Source organism: Paracoccus sp. (in: a-proteobacteria) (genome assembly GCF_047973135.1).
Taxonomy (GTDB): Bacteria; Pseudomonadota; Alphaproteobacteria; order Rhodobacterales; family Rhodobacteraceae; genus Paracoccus.
The window spans coordinates 1-19,766 of record NZ_JBKEBL010000338.1 but is presented as its reverse complement, the minus strand read 5'-3'; the positions used below and the strand labels follow the sequence as shown (position 1 = coordinate 19,766).

Sequence of the window (19,766 nt, the reverse complement as noted above, 5' to 3'; positions counted from 1 at the left end):
CGGGCATGAATGGTCCCCCGACGCCATATCGGAGACCGGCCCCGAAACGCGTGACAGCGTCGGCAATCTGCTGGCCGATGGCGATACGGTCAGCGTGATCAAGGATCTGAAGCTGAAAGGATCGTCCAGCGTGATCAAGGTCGGCACCAGGGTCCGGGGCATCCGGCTGGTGGATGGCGACCACGACATCGACTGCAAGATCCCGGGCATCGGCCAGATCGGCCTGAAATCGCAATTCGTCAAGAAGGTCAACGACTAAGCCCTGACCGCGCCGCGCCGCCCATCCGGCCCGGCCCGCCGCACCGCTTCTGGCACCGGGATCGACAAGCCCGGCAAAAGCACCAACTCATCTGCAACGAATTCCACCCAAAAGCCAGTTCCCCACAGCATATCCCCATACGCACAACAAGCACCATTTCGCGTGCCGTCACCATATAGCCTGACGACTTTATCTTGATTATGCTGTCAGGTTATAATCCTTTGATTTTACGCTGATGCTGCGCCAATTTGATGATCAAATTGGCTGCCGTCAGCTATACATACCAGTTCTTTTCACCCATTGGAGAATTTTGGTGCTGGGGGCTTGGATACGAGGGGGACAATCGCGATTTCACTACCGGGCGCCTCGAAAAATTGTCCCGGCGCGGTCTCTGCTTTATAACTGCCGGGGGGCGCGGCTTGGTGATTGACGATGGCGCAGATGCGGTCCGTATTCGGACCGGGCAGCCATAACGAACAGGACGGGAAATCCGGCGATCCGGTCTGGCAGGGTCACAGCCATCGTTTCCTTTCGCGGCAGGCACGCAACCGGGGTCGCACAGAGGGCGCGGGCCGGTCAAGCGGCCTCTTGCGGGAAAGGCAGGCGCGTGGCACTTGGCTGCTATGGACAGTGTGACACATCTTTACCGGCAGCGCGTCGCAGAAGGACGGATCAGCCCCGATCCGGCGCAAGAGGCCGTTCTTCCCGTGCTGGATCGCGTGATCCGTGATCTGCCCGAGACCGCGCCTGCCCCTCAGAAACCCCGCTCGAACTGGCGGGCCTTCTTTGCCGGCGGCGCTGACCCGGACCCTTCCCCCGCGCAACGGGGTATCTATCTGTGGGGCGGCGTCGGGCGTGGCAAGTCGATGCTGATGGATCTGATTGTCGAGGCCGCGCCGGATATGGGCGTCAGACGCGTGCATTTTCACGAATTCATGCAGGAAATTCACACCGGGCTGGAAGAGGCGCGCAAGCGGGGCGATCAGGACACCGTGCGCCCCGTCGCCGTCGGCGTCGCCCGATCCGTGCGGCTGCTTTGCTTTGACGAGATGCAGATCACCGACATTGCCGACGCGATGATCGTGGGGCGGCTGTTTCAGGTTCTGTTCGAACTGGGCGTGACCATCGTGACCACCTCGAACAGGGTGCCCGAGGATCTGTACAAGAACGGCCTGAACCGCCAGCTTTTCCTGCCCTTCATCGCGCTGATCCGCGAAAGGATGGAGGTAATCTGTCTGGACAGCCAGACCGATTACCGCCAGAATCGCACCCTTGGCGATCAGGTCTGGTACACCCCCGCAGATGCCGAGACCCGCATGTTGCTGGACGCAATCTGGCGCGATGAGACCGGCAATGCCCCCGCCGCGCCCTGCCTGATCGAGATGAAGGGCCGCAGTTTCAGCCTGCCTGCCTGCGCGGGCCGCATCGGTCGCGCGGATTTCTGGACCCTATGCGGCCAGCCCCTTGGCCCGGCGGATTATCTTGAAATCGCGCGTCGGCTGGATGTGCTGATCATGGATGAAATTCCGCGGCTTGGTGGCTCGAACTATAACGAGGCCAAGCGTTTCGTCACGCTGATCGACGCGCTGTACGAGGCCCGGATCCGGCTGATCGCCAGCGCAGCAGACGCCCCGGAACGGCTGTATGCCGAGGGGCCGGGCAGCTTTGAATTTGAACGCACCGCCAGCCGCCTGCACGAAATGCAGGATGCCGCATGGGGACGTGCCGCGCCCGATCAGGCCGTAGCCGAATAACCGGGCGCGGCGGGGTTCAGGCCGTTTGCAGCATCGCCGAATAGTCGCGATGCTTGATGAAGGGCCGGGCCGGCTGCATGGGGTTTTCACCGCTGCCGATTTCCGGGAATGCCGCAATCAGCGCCAGCCGCTGTGGAATCCCAAGGGCCTTGATGGCCATCTTGCCGGTATAGAACGACTCCATCGGTGCACCTTCGGCCAGCAGGACTTCGTGATTGGCGCAGGCCACATGGACCAGCGTAAAGTCCTTTTTCTCGGGGCACAGATGGACGCCGGGGGTACCCGCCATCATCAAGTGCCGGGCCGAGATCATGAACTCGTCGCCATCGGCGTCAGCCACAACCACCCGGTGCTGGGGCGAGACCTCGACCGCATTGCGCGGCAGGTCGTTGCCCAAAGCCCCCGCCTCGATGCGGATGGGGCGCTGGTTCGGCGCCACATCCAGATCGCCGCGTGTCACGAAGGACGAACTGGCCCAGACGACCGGTTGCGGTCCGTTATCGACCGTCATGACCAGATCGCCCGTCTTCAGCGTCTCGACAGGAACGTCGCCCTGCGGGGTCGCAATCATCGTCCCCGCCAGATAGCAAATGTTAAGCCCGTCGATCTGTGGATAGTACTTGGACTTTGTGAGCGTCTTCAACAGATCCGTGATGTCGTCACCGGTACTGTACTCGACCGGGGAATAGAGTGTCCCGAACAGGACGTTCCCCGTTTCATCGCCGTTGAACAGCGCCGGTGGGTCGGTGAACCCGGCGATATGGCCATTTGGATCGGCCGTATAATTCGCCCAGTCATCACGGCTGATGATGCCGTCACCGTTAAGATCGTCCAGATCGATAGTAATTTGAGTCGAGTCTGCCTGAACGATTCCGTCTGCAATAGTAGTCGCGTAAAGAGTGATCGAAATAAGAGACACAGCTACACTCCGAGATCGAAAAAAACATAGATAAAATTTTATCTATATACTTTTGTTAGTGTCGAAGGTGCTGATTGCAAACAGGAAAATGGACAGGCCGGGTCAAGGCTGTACAAAAGAATAGTTTTTTAACCCAAATGGGGGTCAGAAACTATCCTTCAGGATACGTCCCGCCAGGTAGAGAGAGCCGCATATCAGGATCCGCGCGCGAGGTTCGGCGCGGGTGATTCGCTGTACAGCGGCAAGCGGCGTTTCCGAAATGCAAGAAAAAATACACGCATTGCGTGCATATTTTGCCGTGTCTTTAGCGGATAGCGTGTTCTGTTCACCCGCGATTTCGATGGCGGTCAGGCTTGCCACATGCGCAGCCAGCGGGCGCAGATAGCCGCCAATATCCTTGGTGTTCAGCATACCGCAGATCAGATGGGTCGGCCGCGCGGGCATGCCGGCCAGCGTCGCGGCCAGCGCCTCGCCTCCCGCAGGGTTGTGCCCGCCATCCAGCCACAGTTCCGCCAGCGGGCCCGCCGCCTCGACCAGGGGACCACCTGTCAGGCGCTGCATGCGGGCGGGCCATTCGGCACTGGTGACGGCGGCACGGGCCTGCCTTTCGGTCGCGCCCAACTCGCGCAATGCGGCCAGCGCGGTTCCGGCATTCTGGATCTGATGCGCGCCGATCAGATTGGGGCGCGGCAAATCCCACAGCCCATGATCGTCCTGAAAAATGATGCCGTCGCGGTCTGGCGCGACCTGCCAGTGCTGGCCGTAAACCGACAGGGGCGCGGTCAGCCCCGAGGCGCGTGCCTCGATCACCCGCAGGGCTTGTTCCTGCTGAGGGCCAACGACGCAGGGCACGCGCGGCTTGATGATGCCCGCCTTTTCGCCCGCGATCTCGGGCAATGTCTCGCCCAGATATTGCGTGTGATCGATGCTGACCGGGGTGATCACCGTCAGGCGTGGGTGGTCGATCACATTGGTGGCGTCCAGCCGCCCGCCCAGACCCACCTCAAGCAGGGTGTAATCCGCCGGAACGCGGGAAAAGGCCAGAAATGCGGCGGCGGTGGTGATTTCGAAAAAGGTGATCGGCTGACCGGCATTGGCAGCCTCACATTCCTCAAGCGTGGTGGCAAGGTCGGGTTCGGGGATCAGATCGCCCGCCAGCCGGATCCGTTCATGGAACCGCACCAGATGCGGCGAGGTATAGGTATGGACGCGCGCTCCGCCCGCCTCCAGCCCCGCCCTGATCATCGCCAGGGTAGATCCCTTGCCATTCGTCCCCGCGATATGGATCACCTTGGGCAGCCGGCGTTCGGGATGGTCCAGCGCAGCCAGAATCCGGTGCATCCGGTCCAGCGACAGGTCGATCACCTTTGGGTGAAGCGACATGAGGCGGTCAAGGATGGCGTCGGATTGGCTCATGTGCGCGGGTCGGTGCCGGTCAGGGGGCGGCAGCGGGTTTGGCGGCCATCGCGGTTTCCGCAGGCGAGGGCGCGGGCAGGTCGGCCTTGGTCGGCGCGGGCATACCGCCCAGCATCCGCAGGATCGAGGTCAGTTCGTCGCGCAGATGTTTGCGGTGGGTCACGCGGTCCAGCATGCCATGCTCCAGCAGGTATTCGGCGCGCTGGAACCCCTCGGGCAGTTTTTCGCGGATGGTTTGTTCGATGACACGCGGCCCGGCAAAACAGATCAGCGCGCCGGGTTCGGCAATCTGGATATCGCCCAGCATGGCATAGCTGGCAGTGACACCGCCGGTCGTCGGATGGGTCAGCACCACGACATAGGGCAGACCGGCCTCTTTCAGCATCTCGACCGCAACGGTGGTGCGCGGCATCTGCATCAGCGACAGGATACCTTCCTGCATCCGCGCCCCACCCGCCGCCGAGAACAGCACCAGCGGACGTTTCAGTTTCACGGCGCGTTCGGCGGCGGCGATGATGGCATTGCCGACATACATGCCCATCGACCCGCCCATAAAGCTGAAATCCTGCGCGGCGGCCACGATGGGGGTGCGCCCCATCTCGCCCTCGGCGACCAGCATCGCGTCCTTTTCACCGGTGGAATGGCGCGCGGCCTTCATCCGGTCGGGATATTTCTTTTGATCACGGAATTGCAGCGGATCGGCCAGCGGCTCGGGGATTTTCACCTCGACAAACACACCGCCATCGAACAGCGCGCCAAAGCGTTCGCGCGGGGTGATGGCCAGATGGTGATCGCAATTCGTGCAGACATTCAGGTTGTCCGACAATTCCCGGTGGAACAGCATGGTTCCGCATTCGGGGCATTTCGTCCACAGGTTTTCGGGCACTTCCCGGCGCGAGAACAACGAATTGATACGCGGGCGGACATAGTTGGTAATCCAGTTCATCGCGGGCGGCCTTCTGCAGCTTCCGGCACCCAGATAGGCGGCGACGCGGGGAATTGCAATTGCCCAGTCCCCGGATGAAGATGCGCGCATGTGGACCTCGTTGTTTTTGATCCTGCATACCACGCTTAGTCTGATGGTGGTCGTCAGGGTGCTGCTGCGGCCGCGCGTGGATCCTTCGGTGCGGCTGGTCTGGATCATGGTGATCGAGACCGTGCCGCTGATCGGCATCGTCGCCTATCTGCTGTTCGGCGAGGTGCGGATGCGCCAGGCCGAGGTGCAGCGCATGGCCGATGTCCGCGACCGGCTGACCGGGCTGCGCTCCCCAAGCCCGTGGCTGGTCAAGGATCCGCCGAATTTCGCGCGTCCGGTCATGGCGGCGAACATGGCGGTGGGCGGCTGGCGTGCGGTAGGCGGCAACCGGATCCGCCTGCTGCCCGAGGATGACAGCGCCATCGACGCCATGATCGCGGCCATAGACAACGCGCTGGATCATGTGCATGTGCTGTTTTACATCTGGCTGCCCGATGACAGTGGGCAGAAGGTCGCGCAGGCGATCATGCGCGCGGCCGGGCGCGGCGTGGCCTGCCGGGTGATCGTCGATGCACTGGGATCGCGGGCGCTGGCCGGTTCAGACCTGTGGACGCAGATGCAGAAAGCCGGGGCCGATTGCGTGACCGCCTTTCCCTGGGGTCTGCCCTTCATCAGCCTGCTGTTTCAGCGGCTGGATCTGCGCAATCACCGCAAGATCGTGGTGGTGGACAACCGCATTGCCTTTACCGGCAGCCGGAACTGCGCCGATCTGGCCTTTGCGGTCAAGCCGCGCTTTGCGCCTTGGATCGACGTGCTGATGTCGGTCGAGGGGCCGGTGGTCAGGCAATTGCAATCCGTCTTTCTTGCCGACTGGATGAGCTATACGGGCCGCGATCTGGGCGACATGCTGGAACTGGTGGGCGCGGTCGAGGGCGGAAACATGGCCGCGCAGGTGGTGGCGACCGGGCCGGATCTGCGGGCAGGCAGCATCTCGGACTGTCTGGTGACGATGCTGTATGGCGCGCGCGACAAGGTGATGATCACCACGCCCTATTACGTGCCCGATGGCCCGCTGGACGCGGCGATTCGCGGCGCGGCGCGGCGCGGGATCGAGGTGACGATGATACTGCCCGCACGAAATGATTCGCTGGTGGTGGGCGCGACCAGCGAGGGGTTCTATTACGGACTGCTGGCGGCGGGGGTCAGATTGTACCTGTTCCGCCCCGGTCTGCTGCATGCCAAGATCATGACCGTAGACGGGCGAATCGCAACCTTTGGCAGCGCAAACCTTGATCGCCGCAGCTTTGAATTGAATTACGAGGTCAATATGACCGTATTCGATCAGGATTTTGTGGCCGATCTGGACGCAAGGCAGCAAAGCTATGCTGATCGCGCGACCGAGATCACCCTGGACGAGGTTCGCAACTGGAGCTGGCTGCGCAGGCTGCGCAACAACATGCTGGCGCTGGCCTCGCCGCTTTTGTGACAGGAGGAAACAGAATGACGGATCGTTTGGCGGACAGGTTTTGCAAGCCTTGTCAAGGTGATATGCCCGCGATGACCCGCGCCGGGGCCGAGGCTCTGATGCCGCAGCTTGATGGCTGGGTGCTGTCCGACGACGGCACCAGCATCCGGCGGCGTTTCGCCTTCAAGGGGTATGTGCGCGCGGTCGAGATGGCCAATCGTGCCGCATGGGTCGGCCACCGTCAGGGCCACCATCCGGATATCACTTTCGGATATGGATATTGCGAAATCGTCTATACGACTCATGCTGTTGGCGGGTTGTCAGAGAATGATTTCATTTGCGCGGCGCGTACGGATGGGTTGGTCGCCTGACGCTTGATTCAGGGGTGCCGCAGGCGGTACCCTGTTCAATGATGCAACGGTGAATTGAGTTCCAGATTCCGCCCCGGCCGGATTATGGTCTTTGGGGGCGCGGGCTTTAACAGGGTTTTAACCACTGCGTGGCATGCTTGGCCCGACATGATCGGGATTCGTGAAAATTGGACGCAATATTGGCAACGTGACCCGATGAACGCAATCAGACTGAACAGCTTGCTGGCGCGCCCGCTTCGGGAACGCGCCGCGCGGCAATGGAGCACGATTTCACGCTCTCTGCGCGACGGCATCCGCCCGTCCGATCCCGAATTGCGCGACGAGGCCGAGGCCCTGCACCGCGATCTGAGCAGCTTTCTGCAATTGACCGACCCCCGCGCAATCAGAATCCGCGCCGCCTTGGCCGACATGAACCTGCCGCTGGGAACCGACTGGCGCTGGCGGCCGGGAATGTTCTGCGGACCGATCGCTCCTTCCGCGCTGGTCGAGCCGAGGAATGGCCAGCGGCTTGGGCACGAGGTCGCCGTCTGGCATGACTGCGCGCATCGGGCACTGATCCTGCGTCAGCGCCGCAACCGCCGCAGCACCGATCTGGCACCTTTCGGCATGTCGCTTGAGGTGATGGGCTTTTCCGGCAGCTATCTGTCATTGTCGCTGGACCTGCCCGAAACGGTGCTGGAGGGTCTGGGCACAAGCCATATCCTGCGGCTGGAAACCGTCCTGCAGGCGGAACGGCCGGTGACTGTCTATGGTCGGCTGAACCTGCTGCATGGGCCGAACACCGCACAGATGCTGCGCCAGCTTGGCGACCCGATCAGCGACCAGACCTGCCACCGGGTGATCGAATTCGATCTGGCCTATGCAGAACTGACCGAAAGGCGGATCGAAAAGGTCTGGCTGGATCTGATCTTTGAAGCGCCACACATGAACGGGGTCGAGCTTGGGGATGTCGTGCTGTCGCGGCATATGCGGGCTGAAATCTGACAAGGGAATGGGATGGCGCAATTTACCAGCCACGGACTGAAGGGCGGCATCTGGTCGGGGCGCATCGCCGCAGCGACCCTGCCGCCGCGCATTTGCCTTGTTCATCACGGCGAAGTGGTCTCGCTGGCGCGGATGACGCCGGATGGAGACGGGTTCTGGCATGCCGAGATCGACCTGCCCCCCGAAAGCCTGTCGGACGGCCGCCACAGCTTTCTGCTGATCGCCGACGCCGGTGAAGGGGCAGAACCTGTGCATCACGGCGCGTTGCGGCTGGACCGGCTGAACATCGTCGCGGGGGCACCTCTGGACGAGGATCTGGCAACCGAAATCCAGATGCTGCGCGCCGAGCTGGAGCTGCTGAAACGCGAATTCCGGCGGCTGGCCTCGGAGGGCTGACCTGTCACGGCAATGACACGCTTTCTTGCGAAAGCTGCGGGCCGGGGCTATACCGGTCCTTCCGATTTCGCCCAGCAAGGTTGCGTCATGGCAGAACTGCAAACCCCGTTCTATCTGATCGACAAGGCCAGTCTGCGCGCCAATATGGACAAAATCTCGCGGCTGAGGGAACGCTCGGGCGCAAAGGCGCTGCTGGCGCTGAAATGTTTCGCCACCTGGTCGGTCTTTGACCTGATGCGTGACCATATGGATGGCACCACCTCGTCCAGCCTGTTCGAACTGCGGCTGGGGCGTCAGGAATTTGGCAAGGAAACCCATGCCTACAGCGTCGCCTGGGCCGATCACGAGATCGACGAGGCGATTTCATATGCTGACAAGATCATCTTCAACAGCCTTGGCCAGCTTGACCGTTTCGCCGACAAGGCCGCCGACATCGCGCGGGGCCTGCGGCTGAACCCGCGCTTTTCGACCAGCGGTTTCGATCTGGCCGACCCCGCGCGCCCCTTCAGCCGTCTGGGCGAATGGGACATCACCCGGCTGGAATCGGCGATGGACCGGATCAGCGGGGTGATGATCCATTATAATTGCGAGAACGCCGATTTCGACCTGTTCGACCATCAGCTTGCCCGGATCGAGGCCGAATTCGGCGACATCCTGCAACGGCTGGACTGGGTCAGCCTTGGCGGCGGCATCCATTTCACCGGCGAGGGCTATCCGTTGGACCGTCTGGCCGACCGTCTGACCGGTTTCAGCCAGACCCACGGCGTGCAGGTCTATCTGGAACCGGGCGAGGCCAGCATCAGCGGCGCGGCCACGCTGGAGGTCTCGGTCCTCGATCTGATCCAGAACGGCAAGGATGTCGCCATCGTGGACAGCAGCATCGAGGCGCATATGCTGGATCTGCTGATCTATCGCGAAACGGCAAAGCTGCCGCAGGCGGGCGGTCACGCCTATCAGATCGCGGGCAAGACCTGCCTTGCGGGCGACATTTTCGGCGAGGCGCGCTTTGCGCAGCCTCTGAAGATCGGCGACAGGGTCAGCATCTCGGATGCGGCGGGCTATACGATGGTCAAGAAGAACTGGTTCAACGGCGTGAACATGCCCTCCATCGCCATCCGGGAAGAGGACGGAAAGATCCGCACGGTCCGGCGATTTTCCTACGACGACTATAAATCCAGCCTGTCCTAAGGCATCCACCTCTGCCATCGGGAAAGGAGACAGAATTGGCCAAGAAGAATGTCCTCATCATCGGCGCGGGCGGCGTCGCGCAAGTGACGGCGCACAAGACCGCGCAATGGGCGGCCGAGTTCGGCGATCTGCATATCGCCAACCGCACGCAGGCCAGGGCCGATGCCATCATCGCCACCCTGCGCGACAAGGGCCATCGGATGCCCTTCACCAGTCACGCGCTGGATGCGATGGATGCGGGCGCGGTCGAGGCGCTGATCCGGCAGGTGGATGCCGGGATCGTCATCAATGTCGGCACTGCCTTTATCAACATGACCGTGCTTGACGGCTGCATCCGCGCGGGCACGGCCTATATCGACACCGCCATCCACGAGGATCCCTCAAGGGTCTGCGAAACGCCGCCATGGTATGCGAATTACGAATGGAAACGGCGCGAGGACGTCGAAAACGCCGGGATCACGGCAATTCTGGGCTGCGGCTTCGATCCGGGCGTTGTGAACGCCTATGCCCGCTTTGCCGAAGATGAATATTTCGACCGGATCGACAGCATCGACATCGTGGACATCAACGCGGGCGATCATGGCCGCTGGTTCGCCACGAATTTCGACCCCGAGATCAATTTCCGCGAATTTACCGGCACGGTCTATTCATGGCAGGGCGGCAAGTGGCAGGAAAACCGCATGTTCGAGATCGGCCGCGAATGGGATCTGCCCGTCGTCGGCAAGCGCACCGCCTATCTGTCCGGCCATGACGAGGTACACAGCCTGTCCACGCGCTATGCCGATGCGGATGTGCGGTTCTGGATGGGCTTTGGCGACCACTATATCAATGTCTTTACCGTGTTGCAGAATCTGGGCCTGCTGTCCGAACAGCCCGTCACGACCGCCGAGGGGCAACAGGTCGTGCCGCTGAAGCTGGTCAAGGCGGTGCTGCCCGACCCGGCCAGCCTTGCGCCCGACTATACCGGCAAGACCTGCATCGGCGATCTGGTCAAGGGCAGCGCGGGCGGCACGCAGGGCGAGGTCTTTGTCTATAACATCGCCGATCACAAGGACGCCTATACCGAGGTCGGCAGTCAGGGCATCAGCTATACCGCCGGCGTGCCGCCCGTCGCCGCCGCAATCCTGATCGCGCGCGGGACGTGGGATGTCGCGAAGATGGTCAATGTCGAAGAGCTGCCTGCACGGCCCTTTCTTGAACTTCTGGGCCAGATGGGCCTGCCCACCCGCGTAATCGACGCGGCGGGCGATCATCCGATCTGATCGGCCGGGCTGTCGCGCAACGCCTGCGCGCGTTGCTTTGGCTGTGCGCGCAACAGAGGCTTGGGGTGGCGTGGAGAAAGCCCGGCAAATGCTGGGTTTGGCGCTGCACAGGCCGGGCACAGGGGCGGCACGGGATGTGCACAGGCTGTACACCGCTATCGTGCGTTGCGTGACGTCAGCGCTGCTGATTTGCGTCCCGCGGTGGCCGGGGGGATTGCATCCCCCGGACCCCCGGCTATTGCCTGCGGCGCAGCGTTTGTTCGTTGGCGGGTGGTGGTGCCATCCGGGCGAAGGTGTTGAGGCGCGGCGGGTTGCGGCCCTGATTTCGGGCGGTGTGTCCTGCCTTGCCATCCACAGGCCGAAGCGCGCGCCGAAGGCGCGCCCTAAGCCGGGCGGCAGCGGGCGGTTCGGGCTTTGCCCGAACCGCATCCCCCTTTCCGTTTCCCCAACGTCTGCCCGGTCGGGTGCTTGCGGCCATGAAGCGGCTGCGCCTTCGGGCAGTTGGGCGGCAGCGGTGTGGCGTCGGGTCAACGGACCCTGAAAGCTGGTGTCACCGCCTTGTGCCCGGCCTGTATCAGGCCTTTTCCAGCAGCGCCTCGCCCGCGCTGACGCTGCAAGTGCCGGGCGAATCCTCGATGTTGATCACTTCGATCTTGCCGCCCGACATCAGCGCCGCAAAGCGTTTGCAGCGACCGAACAAGCCCGCCGGGGGCACGTCGAAATCCAGCCCCAGGGCCTTGGTGACACTGCCATCGGCATCAGCCAGAATCTCGATCCCGGCATCGCCTGCGCCGGTGCTTTTCGACCATGCGTCACAGACGAAGGGGTCGTTCACCGTCAGGCAGATGATCCGGCTGACGCCCTTGGCGCGGAACTGGTCGGCGGTGCGGATGAAGCTGGGGATATGGGCATTGGTGCAGGTGCCGGTAAAGGCGCCCGGCAGCCCGAAGATCGCCACGCGTCCACCGGCCAGATCGCCCGTATCAACGGCTTCGGGACCGCCCTCGCCCAGTTTCAGCAGCTTCCCCGCAGGAAAAATATCGCCCGGCTGAATGCTCATTACGCCCTCCCTGAATTGCAACGGATTCGCCCCGACTATAGGCTATGGTCGGATGACGGACCAGAGACAGGCGGGCGGATAAGGGAATGAGGATCGTTGGCGGCAATCTGCGCGGGCTGAAGCTGGCCGATATCGGCGAAGGCGACACAGCGGCGCATCTGCGCCCCACCACCGACCGGGTGCGCGAGGCGATCTTCAACCTGCTGGTCAATGGCAATCACGGTAATCCGCTGCCCGGCGCAAGAGTGCTGGATCTGTTCGCCGGAACCGGTGCGCTTGGGCTTGAGGCCCTGTCGCGCGGGGCGGCGCGGGTGGCCTTTGTGGATGACGGGGTCAAGGCGCGGGCGCTGATCCGTGGCAATGTGGAACGCGCGCGGGCCATGGGGATGACCGACATCTGGCGTCGCGACGCCACAAGGCTGGGCGTAAATCGCAGCGCGGCCTATGGCCTGATCTTCCTTGATCCGCCCTATGGCAAAAGCCTTGGCGAAGAGGCGATCGCCTCGGCGCTGGGGGGCGGCTGGATCGCTCCGGGCGCAACGATTATCTGGGAGGAAGCCCGCCCCCCGGCCCTGCCCGCGCCGCTGATCCTGCTGGATCAGCGCAGCTATGGCAGCAGCCTCGTCACCATGGCACGGATGCCGTTGGCGGGGGATGCGGGGTTCAGCGTCACCGCCGGGTGAATTGCGTCCCGCGGTGGCCGGGGGCGCTGCGCCCCCCGGACCCCCCGCTTTCCGCTGCGGCAGGGAACGGTTGGCTGCTGGCCCGGCGGTGCCATGGATACAAGCCGAGCGGACCCACCCGCAGACCGCCCGCGCGCGAAGCGCGCCTCCGGCCGGGCGGCAGCGACGGGCCGGGCTTTGCACGGCCCGCCCCCTCCCTTTCCGCCCCCTCATCTTCGCTGTCCGTCCGGCGGACAGTTTTCCCCTGCGCATGGATCGGCACCCCCGCTTCGGGGGACAAGATCCGCAACGAATGCGGATGTCGAAGCGAAGGGAAACCCGATGGTCAGCTATCCCACGGAATGCCCCGTCGTCATTATTGGCGGCGGCCCGACAGGGCTGACGGCAGCCAATCTGCTGGCGGTTCATGGCGTCGATTTCATTCTTCTGGAACGCGAGGCGCAGCCGCTTGATCTGCCCCGCGCCATCGTTCTGGATGACGAGGGCGCGCGGACGATCCAGACCTTTGGCCTGCACAAGACCTATCTGCCGCAGGCGAAAGAGGGGGTCGGGTCGCGCTATTACGGCGATGACGGCATCGCCTTTGCCGAGACCGGGGCGGGTCCGCGCGATTACGGCTTTGCCAAGCGTCACTATATTTTCCAGCCCGAGCTGGAGGCCGCGCTGCGCGACCGGCTGGAACAGGCCGCGCCGGGACGGCTGCGCTTTGCCTCGGACGTCACGCGGATCGACCGGATGCCAAAAGGCGCATTGGTCGTTCTGCGCGACGGGCACGGGCACGAACATCGCATCCGCACCCATTGGGTGCTGGCCTGCGATGGCGGGCGCAGCCCCACGCGCGAGGCATTGGGGATCGAACTGACCGGCAACACCTACAGCGCCGACTGGATCGTCATCGACACGCGGAACGATCCCGATGACAGCCTGTTCTCGAAATTCCATTGCAGCGAACATCGCCCTGCCGTCAGCGTCCCCGCCCCGCATGGCGGGCGGCGATACGAGTTCATGCTGCTGTCTGGCGAGACCCGTGACGAGGTTCTGCAAGACAGCTTTCTGACTGGTCTGATGGCTCCGATCCGGCGCTATGACCCTGCCGAGATCCTGCGCAAGACGGTCTATACCTTTCACGCCCGCATCGCCGACCGATTTGCCGAAGGGCGTGTGCTGCTGTTGGGCGATGCGGCGCATCTGACCCCGCCCTTTGCCGGGCAGGGCATGAATGCCGGGCTGCGCGACGCGCACAATGTCGCCTGGAAGATCGCGGCGGTGGAACAAGGCAATGCCAGTCCTGCGATCCTTTGCAGTTACGAACAGGAACGCCGCGATCCCGCCTGGAACATGATCCAGCTTGCCGTGGCGATGGGCGACATCGTGATGCCTGTCGATCCCCAGCAACTGGTGTTCCGCAAGCTGCTGCTGAAGGCGTTAGAGCCGTTTCCGAATGTCCGCGACTATCTGATCCAGATGCGGTTCAAGCCCCGGCCCCGCTATGACCGGGGACTGTTCCTTGGGCTTGACGATCCCGAGTTCGAGGCCTCGCTGACCGGCGGGATGGTTCCGCAGCCCGTCCTGCCCCTGCCGGGCGGCGAGGTGCTGCTGGACGAATTGCTGGGGCCGGGTTTCGCGCTGATCGCGCAGGACCGGGCGGGATCGGCGGCGCTGGCGGCGCTGCGGCAGGACAGGCTGGCCGGTCTGCCGCTGGCGCGGGTCGATCTTGAGGCGTTGGGCGGCGCGCGGGCCTTGCTGACCGATCCGGCCACGGCCCGGCCCTTGCGCACGCATCGCGACCAGATCCTGCTGGTCCGGCCCGACCGCTATTGCGCCGCGACGGTCGCGCCATCAGGCTTGGCTGGAATGCTGGGGGATTATGCATCGCTGTTGTCCGGCTGACGGACAACGGGTCGCTGCGCGTTGAGCAAAGGGCAGCGGACCGGCAGGCTGACCGGTCAGGACCGTGTTTCACTTCGGGGGGGAAGGATGTTTGTCACGATGATCGCGCGCGTCAGGGTGTTTTCGCGCGTCCTTGCGCTGATCGGCTTTGCCGGGCTGCTGATCCTGGCGCTGATGACCGCGCTGGACGTGGCGCTGCGCTGGCTGCTGAACGCGCCGCTGCAGGGCGTCAACGATATCAGCGCGGTGGTCATGGCTGTGGTGATCTCGGCCTGCATCCCCGCCAATCTGGCCTTCAGGCAGAATATCCGCGTCGATATTCTGGGCTTTGCCGGAGGTCCGCGTTTCCGTGCCCTGCTGGAGGTTCTGTCCAGCCTTGCCACCCTGATCTTTATCGCGCTGATCGCATGGAATTTCATTCCCTACACCATCTCGCTGCATGAAACCGCTGACCGGACCTGGGTTCTGGGCTGGCAGGTCTGGCCGTGGTGGGCGGTGGCGACGGCGATGATGGCGGTCTCGGTCGTGGTGCAGGCGGCGACCCTGCTGGTGGACCTGAGCGATTTTCTGACCGGGCACCGCACCGGCCTCTGATCCCCGGCACCGTTCAATCAGACAGGAAACACCATGGATCCCTTGTATCTTGCCCTGCTGGGCTTTTGCGCGATGATGGTTCTGATCGCGCTGCATGTCCCCATCGGCATTTCGATGGCGCTGGTGGGGGTCACGGGCTTTGCCCAGCTTGCAGGATGGGGCCCTGCCCTGTCCCTGATGGCAAGCGAGCCCGCCGTCGCGATGAGCAATCTGGATCTGGCGGTGATCCCGCTGTTCATGCTGATGGGCAGCCTTGCGGCGGCGGGCGGGCTGGCCACGGATGTCTATGACATGGCGAACGCGTTTTTCGGGCACAGGCGTGGCGGGCTGGCCACGACGACCATCTTTGCAAGCGCCGGTTTCGGCGCGATCTGCGGATCGGGCGTCGCCACGACAGCGACATTCGGGCGGGTCGCCATGCCCGAAATGCTGAAGCGCGGCTATCTTCCGCAGGTCGCCGCCGGGTCCATTGCGGCGGGCGGAACGCTGGGGATCATCGTGCCCCCATCGGCGATGATGATCCTTTACGCGGTACTGACCGAACAATCGGTGCTGCAACTGTTCACCGCCGCAATCATCCCCGCGCTTCTGGCGGTGCTGTTCTATGTGATCGCCGTTCAGTATGTGGTGATGCGCGCACCCGAGGCGGCACCGACGGCGCGCCGCATGGCCCCACGCGAAAGGCTGCGCGCCGTGGCGCAGGGCTGGGGCGTGATAACCCTTGCCGTCGTGGTGATGGGTGGCATCTATTCCGGCATTTTCACCGTGAACGAGGCGGCTGCTGTCGGCGTGGTGATCGCCTTTTTCTTCGCGCTGATCCGGGGCCGACTGAACCGCAGAACCTTTCTGCAAGTCCTGTCCGAGGCCAGTTCGGCCACGGCGATGATCTATATCATGGTCTTTGGCGCGACAATTTTTTCCTATTTCATCGCCGTGACCGGCGGCGCGGCGTTTCTGGTCGGTTCCATCGCGGCCCTGCCGATCCCGCCGGTCGCGGTCATCTTTGGGCTGCTGCTGCTTTACGTCTTTCTGGGCGCGTTCTTCGACGAGGTGGCGGCGATGATCATTACGCTGCCGGTGGTCATCCCCATCGTGACCGGACTGGGCTATGATCTGGTCTGGTGGGGCATCGTCAATGTGGTGGTGATCGCCATCGGCATGTTGTCCCCTCCGCTTGGCATCAACGTGATGCTGTTGAACTCCATGCACAAAGAGGTGCCGCTTGGCGCGATCTATCGCGGCGTCACGCCCTATATGGTCGCCGACATGCTGCGCCTTGCGCTGCTGGTTCTGGTGCCGTCACTGACGCTGTGGCTGCCCTCGGTGCTGCGCTGAGCAGGCCGCATCCCCGCGCCGGGGGGGGCCACCTGATGTCGGAACATAACAAACCACGGGAGGAAATCATGACCCTGTTCAGGTCGATCATCACCGCCGCATTTGGCCTTGTCCTTGGCGGTGCAGCCGCACAGGCGGAAACGCTGCGGCTGTCCAGCTTCGAGCCGCCGATCGCGCATGTCACGAAAAACATCCTGACGCCATGGGCGGCCGAGGTCAGCGCCGCGTCGGATGGCGAGCTGGACATCCGGGTCTTTGCCGGCGGCACACTTGGCCGCAGCCCCGCGCAGCAGATCAAGCTGGTCGAGGATGGCGTAGCCGATATTGCTTGGGTCATTCCCGGATATTCTCCGGGCCGGTTCGATCAGGGCACCGTGGCCGAGCTGCCCTTTCTGGTGCCCAATGCCACCGCCGGTTCAAAGGCGATGTGGTCACTGTATGAAAGCGGTCTGCTGACCGGCGACTATGACAAGTTCAAGCTGATCGCCGTGCTGGCCGCCTATCCCAACGGGCTGGCGACCAATATTCCGGTGACAGGCCCCGGCGATCTGAAGGGCGTCAAGCTGCGCGCGCCGGGGCCGGTCATGCTGACCGCGATCAATGCCCTTGGCGCGGTGCCGGTCGGCGGCATCACCGGACCGACCGCCGCCGAAAGCACAAGCCGGGGCCTGATCAGCGGCAATTTCACCCAATGGGGCGCGATGGAGACCTTTCGTCTGGGCGAAGTCACCACGCATTTCCTTGACCTGCCTCTGGGCACGACACCGATGCTGGTGCTGATGAACAAGCGTAAATACGAAAGCCTGTCGGACAGCGCCAAAGCCGTCATAGACGCGCGTTCCGGCGCGGCCTTTGCCGACCGCTTCGGTCCGTCCTTCGATCAGAATGTCCTTGAGGCAAAGGAAAGGATGGTGTCGGAAAACGGCATTCAGATTTTTGCGCCCGACGCTACCCAGACCGGGGAATGGCGCAAGGCGCTGGATGTCGCCACGCAGGAATGGATCGCCGGAACCGAAAACGGGCAGGCCATCCATGACGCCTTTGCCGCCGCGCTGGATGCCGCCGAAAACTGAGCGGGGCCGCCGGTTCAGACCCCTGCCCCCTGCCCTGCCCCCTGCCCGGTCCGGTCTTCGGGCAGGGCCAGCGCCCGCAGTTCGGCCGAAACCTCCTGCGTGACGCCGATCAGCTTGTCGCGATAGACCTCGATCGCCTTGTCGAATTTCATCGCGCTGGTGGTCCAGATGATCGTCAGGCAGGCGGCGATCTGGCCATCGTGGAAAATCGGCGAGGACATGCTGCATGTGCCCTTGCGAAAGTGGTCGCGCCGAAAGCCGACGCCAAGCTGCCGGGTCTGTTCCAGCAGCGCATCCAGCGGACCCTCGGGCAGGATGATGGGGTCGGTCAGGCCCAGTTCGTCGCGCAGCCCCGCCAGCGCATGTTCGCGTTCGGCATCGCCCGAAAAGGCCAGATAGGCCCGCCCGCTGGACACTTCGAGCATTGGCAGGGCCAGCCCGACCATGCCCTGATCAATCGAATAGGGGCTGGTGTAATGGGTCGATTCGCGGATGTGCATGCGATAGTTGCGATATGTCACCAGATCGACGGGCCAGCGGATGTCGCGCCCCAGCCGCGTCATGGCGGGCAAGGCCGCCTGCACCACCCGATCCTCGTCGCGGAACCCCGAGCTTAGCGATTTGGCGTGCAGCGTCACCCGCCAGTTGTCGCTGGAATGGTCGCGGATGACGAAATGCATCGCCTCCAGCGTTTCCAGCAGGCGATAGACGGTCGGGCGCGGGATACCCGTCGCCCGCGCCACCGCAGCCGCCTTGAGCCCGTCACCCTGGTTGACGGCCTGCAATATCTGCAACCCCCGCCGCAACGAGCGGACGGCCTCGAAGCCTGACATCTGCGTTCCCCCCTTGCGGGCCCTGTTCCCCGTTCAGCTTACGCGCTGTCCGGCCAGCGGACAATCCGGCAAAGCCCTGTGCGGCGCGCGCGCGGCGCACTAGGCTGGACCAAAGCGACAGGAGGACATCATGAGCCTTGCGGCACTGGGTTATATCGGCATCCGGTCGTCCCGGACCGCAGACTGGGACCACTTCGCCACCGGACTTCTGGGCATGCAGCGGGTGGATGGCAGCCGCGGCAGCCGCGCCTTTCGCATGGATGACCGCAAGCAGCGGCTGCTGGTCACGGATGACGGCGATGACGGGCTGGATTTCATGGGATGGGAGGTGAACAGCCCCGCCGAACTGGACGCGCTGGCCGGACGGCTGGAAAATGCCGGGGTCGCGGTAACGTCCGAAACGACACTGGCCGCGCAACGTCTGGTCGGGCGGCTGATTTCCTTTCATGACCCCGACGGCAACCGGATCGAGGTTTTTTGCGACCCCGAGGTGACAGAGGATCCGTTCACGCCGGGGCGGCCTATCTCGGGGTTCAAGACCGGGCCTCTGGGGATGGGCCATGCGGTGCTGCATGTCGAGAATCTGGACATTCTGCTGCCGTTCTATCGCGATCTGCTTGGGTTCAGCGTCACCGATTACGGGCTGACGCCCTATCCGCTGTATTTCTTTCACCTGAACGGGCGGCATCACAGCTTTGCCATGGTCGGCAGCGGGCGGCGGGGCATCCATCACTTCATGATCGAACTGCTGTCGCTGGACGATGTCGGACAGGGTTATGATCTGGCGCAGCAGGATCAGGGCCGCGTCGCCTATGCGCTTGGGCGGCATTCGAATGACCACATGCTCAGCTTTTATGCCAATTCGCCGTCGGGGTTCTTTGTCGAATATGGCTGGGGCGCGCGAGAGATCGACCCGCAGACATGGGTGGCGCATGAAACCACGGACGGGCCCAGTTTCTGGGGGCACGAGCGGTTGTATCTGCCCGAGGATTCGCCGGCAAGGCAGCAGTTGCGTGAAATGGCCATGGACACGGCGCGACGCGGGCGGCGGGCGGCGGATCCGGCCAGCAACTGCGCCTGGCTGGACCGCGTGATCCGGCAGGGGTGACGCGGATGCGGGCGGTTGAAATCCGGGGTGCGGGCGGACCAGAGATGCTGCGCCTTGCCACGCGCGACAGGCCGGTCCCGGGGCCGGGTCAGATGCTGATCGCGGTGGCGGCGGCAGGGGTGAACCGGCATGATTGCAACCAGCGGCAGGCGGGCGCGCATCACGACGGCACGCCGGTACCGGGGCTGGAGGTCGCGGGG

Annotated in this window: 19 protein-coding genes and 1 pseudogene; 15 read left to right on the top strand and 5 right to left on the bottom strand. The window is 63.6% G+C overall.

Annotated features, from left to right (window positions below; translation table 11 throughout):
* Both ACK5L9_RS24075 and zapE read left to right on the top strand, forming a co-directional pair.
* A partial coding sequence (locus tag ACK5L9_RS24075) for a zinc ribbon domain-containing protein YjdM (RefSeq protein WP_416913986.1) occupies positions 1-259 on the top strand: 259 nt, incomplete at its 5' end.
* A 623-nt stretch (positions 260-882) separates the two neighbouring features.
* Entirely contained in the window at positions 883-2,013 is a 1,131-nt protein-coding gene (zapE, locus tag ACK5L9_RS24070) for a cell division protein ZapE (protein ID WP_416913988.1), read from the top strand.
* 16 nt (positions 2,014-2,029) lie between these two features.
* Here zapE and ACK5L9_RS24065 read toward each other — a convergent pair whose 3' ends face one another.
* The 3 genes from ACK5L9_RS24065 to accD all read right to left on the bottom strand — a co-directional run bounded on the left by ACK5L9_RS24065 (position 2,030) and on the right by accD (position 5,294).
* Positions 2,030-2,932: a Hint domain-containing protein gene (locus ACK5L9_RS24065; RefSeq protein ID WP_416913985.1), complete on the bottom strand. Its 903-nt coding sequence runs from the start codon at positions 2,930-2,932 to the stop codon at positions 2,030-2,032.
* Between the two features lie 144 nt (positions 2,933-3,076).
* The gene (locus ACK5L9_RS24060; RefSeq protein ID WP_416913984.1) at positions 3,077-4,348 is read right to left on the bottom strand and encodes a bifunctional folylpolyglutamate synthase/dihydrofolate synthase; all 1,272 of its coding nucleotides are present in this window, start codon (positions 4,346-4,348) and stop codon (positions 3,077-3,079) included.
* Between the two features lie 19 nt (positions 4,349-4,367).
* On the bottom strand, positions 4,368-5,294 hold the full coding sequence (accD, locus tag ACK5L9_RS24055; protein ID WP_416913983.1) for an acetyl-CoA carboxylase, carboxyltransferase subunit beta: 927 nt from the start codon (positions 5,292-5,294) through the stop codon (positions 4,368-4,370).
* Positions 5,295-5,382: 88 nt separating this feature from the next.
* Here accD and cls point away from each other — a divergent pair, with 88 nt between their 5' ends.
* The 6 genes from cls (at position 5,383) to ACK5L9_RS24025 (ending at position 10,990) form a co-directional block, all read left to right on the top strand.
* Positions 5,383-6,810 carry a cardiolipin synthase gene (gene cls, locus ACK5L9_RS24050; protein WP_416913982.1) on the top strand — a complete coding sequence of 476 codons (1,428 nt, stop codon included), beginning with the start codon at positions 5,383-5,385 and terminating at the stop codon, positions 6,808-6,810.
* A gap of 62 nt (positions 6,811-6,872) precedes the next feature.
* Positions 6,873-7,160, top strand: coding sequence for a 4a-hydroxytetrahydrobiopterin dehydratase (locus ACK5L9_RS24045; RefSeq protein ID WP_416913981.1), 288 nt, complete (start codon positions 6,873-6,875; stop codon positions 7,158-7,160).
* 195 nt (positions 7,161-7,355) lie between these two features.
* The gene (locus ACK5L9_RS24040; RefSeq protein WP_416913980.1) at positions 7,356-8,144 is read left to right on the top strand and encodes a DUF6478 family protein; all 789 of its coding nucleotides are present in this window, start codon (positions 7,356-7,358) and stop codon (positions 8,142-8,144) included.
* 12 nt (positions 8,145-8,156) lie between these two features.
* Positions 8,157-8,540 carry a hypothetical protein gene (locus ACK5L9_RS24035; RefSeq protein ID WP_416913979.1) on the top strand — a complete coding sequence of 128 codons (384 nt, stop codon included), beginning with the start codon at positions 8,157-8,159 and terminating at the stop codon, positions 8,538-8,540.
* A gap of 87 nt (positions 8,541-8,627) precedes the next feature.
* Complete coding sequence (locus ACK5L9_RS24030) at positions 8,628-9,728, top strand: carboxynorspermidine decarboxylase (RefSeq protein ID WP_416913987.1); 1,101 nt, start codon at positions 8,628-8,630, stop codon at positions 9,726-9,728.
* 35 nt (positions 9,729-9,763) lie between these two features.
* Positions 9,764-10,990, top strand: coding sequence for a saccharopine dehydrogenase C-terminal domain-containing protein (locus ACK5L9_RS24025; protein WP_416913978.1), 1,227 nt, complete (start codon positions 9,764-9,766; stop codon positions 10,988-10,990).
* Between the two features lie 574 nt (positions 10,991-11,564).
* Here the strand turns inward: ACK5L9_RS24025 and ACK5L9_RS24020 are convergent.
* Positions 11,565-12,050, bottom strand: coding sequence for a peroxiredoxin (locus ACK5L9_RS24020; protein ID WP_416913977.1), 486 nt, complete (start codon positions 12,048-12,050; stop codon positions 11,565-11,567).
* Positions 12,051-12,136: 86 nt separating this feature from the next.
* On the opposite strand from ACK5L9_RS24020, the gene ACK5L9_RS24015 reads away from it, so the two are divergent.
* From ACK5L9_RS24015 to ACK5L9_RS23995, 5 genes are all read left to right on the top strand, one after another.
* Positions 12,137-12,733 carry an RsmD family RNA methyltransferase gene (locus ACK5L9_RS24015; protein ID WP_416913976.1) on the top strand — a complete coding sequence of 199 codons (597 nt, stop codon included), beginning with the start codon at positions 12,137-12,139 and terminating at the stop codon, positions 12,731-12,733.
* 321 nt (positions 12,734-13,054) lie between these two features.
* Entirely contained in the window at positions 13,055-14,623 is a 1,569-nt protein-coding gene (locus ACK5L9_RS24010; RefSeq protein ID WP_416913975.1) for a bifunctional 3-(3-hydroxy-phenyl)propionate/3-hydroxycinnamic acid hydroxylase, read from the top strand.
* Positions 14,624-14,710: 87 nt separating this feature from the next.
* Positions 14,711-15,217 (top strand): TRAP transporter small permease, encoded by a 507-nt coding sequence (locus tag ACK5L9_RS24005; RefSeq protein WP_416913974.1) that lies wholly within the window; start codon positions 14,711-14,713, stop codon positions 15,215-15,217.
* Positions 15,218-15,250: 33 nt separating this feature from the next.
* Positions 15,251-16,552, top strand: coding sequence for a TRAP transporter large permease (locus tag ACK5L9_RS24000; RefSeq protein WP_416913973.1), 1,302 nt, complete (start codon positions 15,251-15,253; stop codon positions 16,550-16,552).
* Between the two features lie 68 nt (positions 16,553-16,620).
* Positions 16,621-17,625, top strand: a complete 1,005-nt coding sequence (locus tag ACK5L9_RS23995) for a TRAP transporter substrate-binding protein (RefSeq protein WP_416913972.1) — start codon at positions 16,621-16,623, stop codon at positions 17,623-17,625.
* Between the two features lie 14 nt (positions 17,626-17,639).
* Here ACK5L9_RS23995 and ACK5L9_RS23990 read toward each other — a convergent pair whose 3' ends face one another.
* Complete coding sequence (locus tag ACK5L9_RS23990) at positions 17,640-18,458, bottom strand: helix-turn-helix domain-containing protein (protein ID WP_416913971.1); 819 nt, start codon at positions 18,456-18,458, stop codon at positions 17,640-17,642.
* A gap of 130 nt (positions 18,459-18,588) precedes the next feature.
* On the opposite strand from ACK5L9_RS23990, the gene ACK5L9_RS23985 reads away from it, so the two are divergent.
* Complete coding sequence (locus ACK5L9_RS23985) at positions 18,589-19,566, top strand: VOC family protein (protein WP_416913970.1); 978 nt, start codon at positions 18,589-18,591, stop codon at positions 19,564-19,566.
* A gap of 5 nt (positions 19,567-19,571) precedes the next feature.
* Positions 19,572-19,766 (top strand): annotated as a pseudogene (locus ACK5L9_RS23980) (NAD(P)H-quinone oxidoreductase); the annotation flags it as partial.

What these genes read in the sequence shown, in the direction of transcription:
- ACK5L9_RS24060 (WP_416913984.1), bottom strand. Translation starts at nt 4,348, where the DNA reads ATGAGCCAATCCGACGCCATCCTTGACCGCCTCATGTCGCTTCACCCA.
- ACK5L9_RS24005 (WP_416913974.1), top strand. Translation starts at nt 14,711, where the DNA reads ATGTTTGTCACGATGATCGCGCGCGTCAGGGTGTTTTCGCGCGTCCTT.
- zapE (WP_416913988.1), top strand. Translation starts at nt 883, where the DNA reads ATGGACAGTGTGACACATCTTTACCGGCAGCGCGTCGCAGAAGGACGG.
- ACK5L9_RS23990 (WP_416913971.1), bottom strand. Translation starts at nt 18,458, where the DNA reads ATGTCAGGCTTCGAGGCCGTCCGCTCGTTGCGGCGGGGGTTGCAGATA.
- ACK5L9_RS24040 (WP_416913980.1), top strand. Translation starts at nt 7,356, where the DNA reads ATGAACGCAATCAGACTGAACAGCTTGCTGGCGCGCCCGCTTCGGGAA.
- ACK5L9_RS24000 (WP_416913973.1), top strand. Translation starts at nt 15,251, where the DNA reads ATGGATCCCTTGTATCTTGCCCTGCTGGGCTTTTGCGCGATGATGGTT.
- ACK5L9_RS24020 (WP_416913977.1), bottom strand. Translation starts at nt 12,050, where the DNA reads ATGAGCATTCAGCCGGGCGATATTTTTCCTGCGGGGAAGCTGCTGAAA.
- ACK5L9_RS24030 (WP_416913987.1), top strand. Translation starts at nt 8,628, where the DNA reads ATGGCAGAACTGCAAACCCCGTTCTATCTGATCGACAAGGCCAGTCTG.
- ACK5L9_RS24010 (WP_416913975.1), top strand. Translation starts at nt 13,055, where the DNA reads ATGGTCAGCTATCCCACGGAATGCCCCGTCGTCATTATTGGCGGCGGC.
- ACK5L9_RS24045 (WP_416913981.1), top strand. Translation starts at nt 6,873, where the DNA reads ATGCCCGCGATGACCCGCGCCGGGGCCGAGGCTCTGATGCCGCAGCTT.
- accD (WP_416913983.1), bottom strand. Translation starts at nt 5,294, where the DNA reads ATGAACTGGATTACCAACTATGTCCGCCCGCGTATCAATTCGTTGTTC.
- ACK5L9_RS24015 (WP_416913976.1), top strand. Translation starts at nt 12,137, where the DNA reads ATGAGGATCGTTGGCGGCAATCTGCGCGGGCTGAAGCTGGCCGATATC.
- ACK5L9_RS23995 (WP_416913972.1), top strand. Translation starts at nt 16,621, where the DNA reads ATGACCCTGTTCAGGTCGATCATCACCGCCGCATTTGGCCTTGTCCTT.
- ACK5L9_RS23985 (WP_416913970.1), top strand. Translation starts at nt 18,589, where the DNA reads ATGAGCCTTGCGGCACTGGGTTATATCGGCATCCGGTCGTCCCGGACC.
- cls (WP_416913982.1), top strand. Translation starts at nt 5,383, where the DNA reads ATGTGGACCTCGTTGTTTTTGATCCTGCATACCACGCTTAGTCTGATG.
- ACK5L9_RS24035 (WP_416913979.1), top strand. Translation starts at nt 8,157, where the DNA reads ATGGCGCAATTTACCAGCCACGGACTGAAGGGCGGCATCTGGTCGGGG.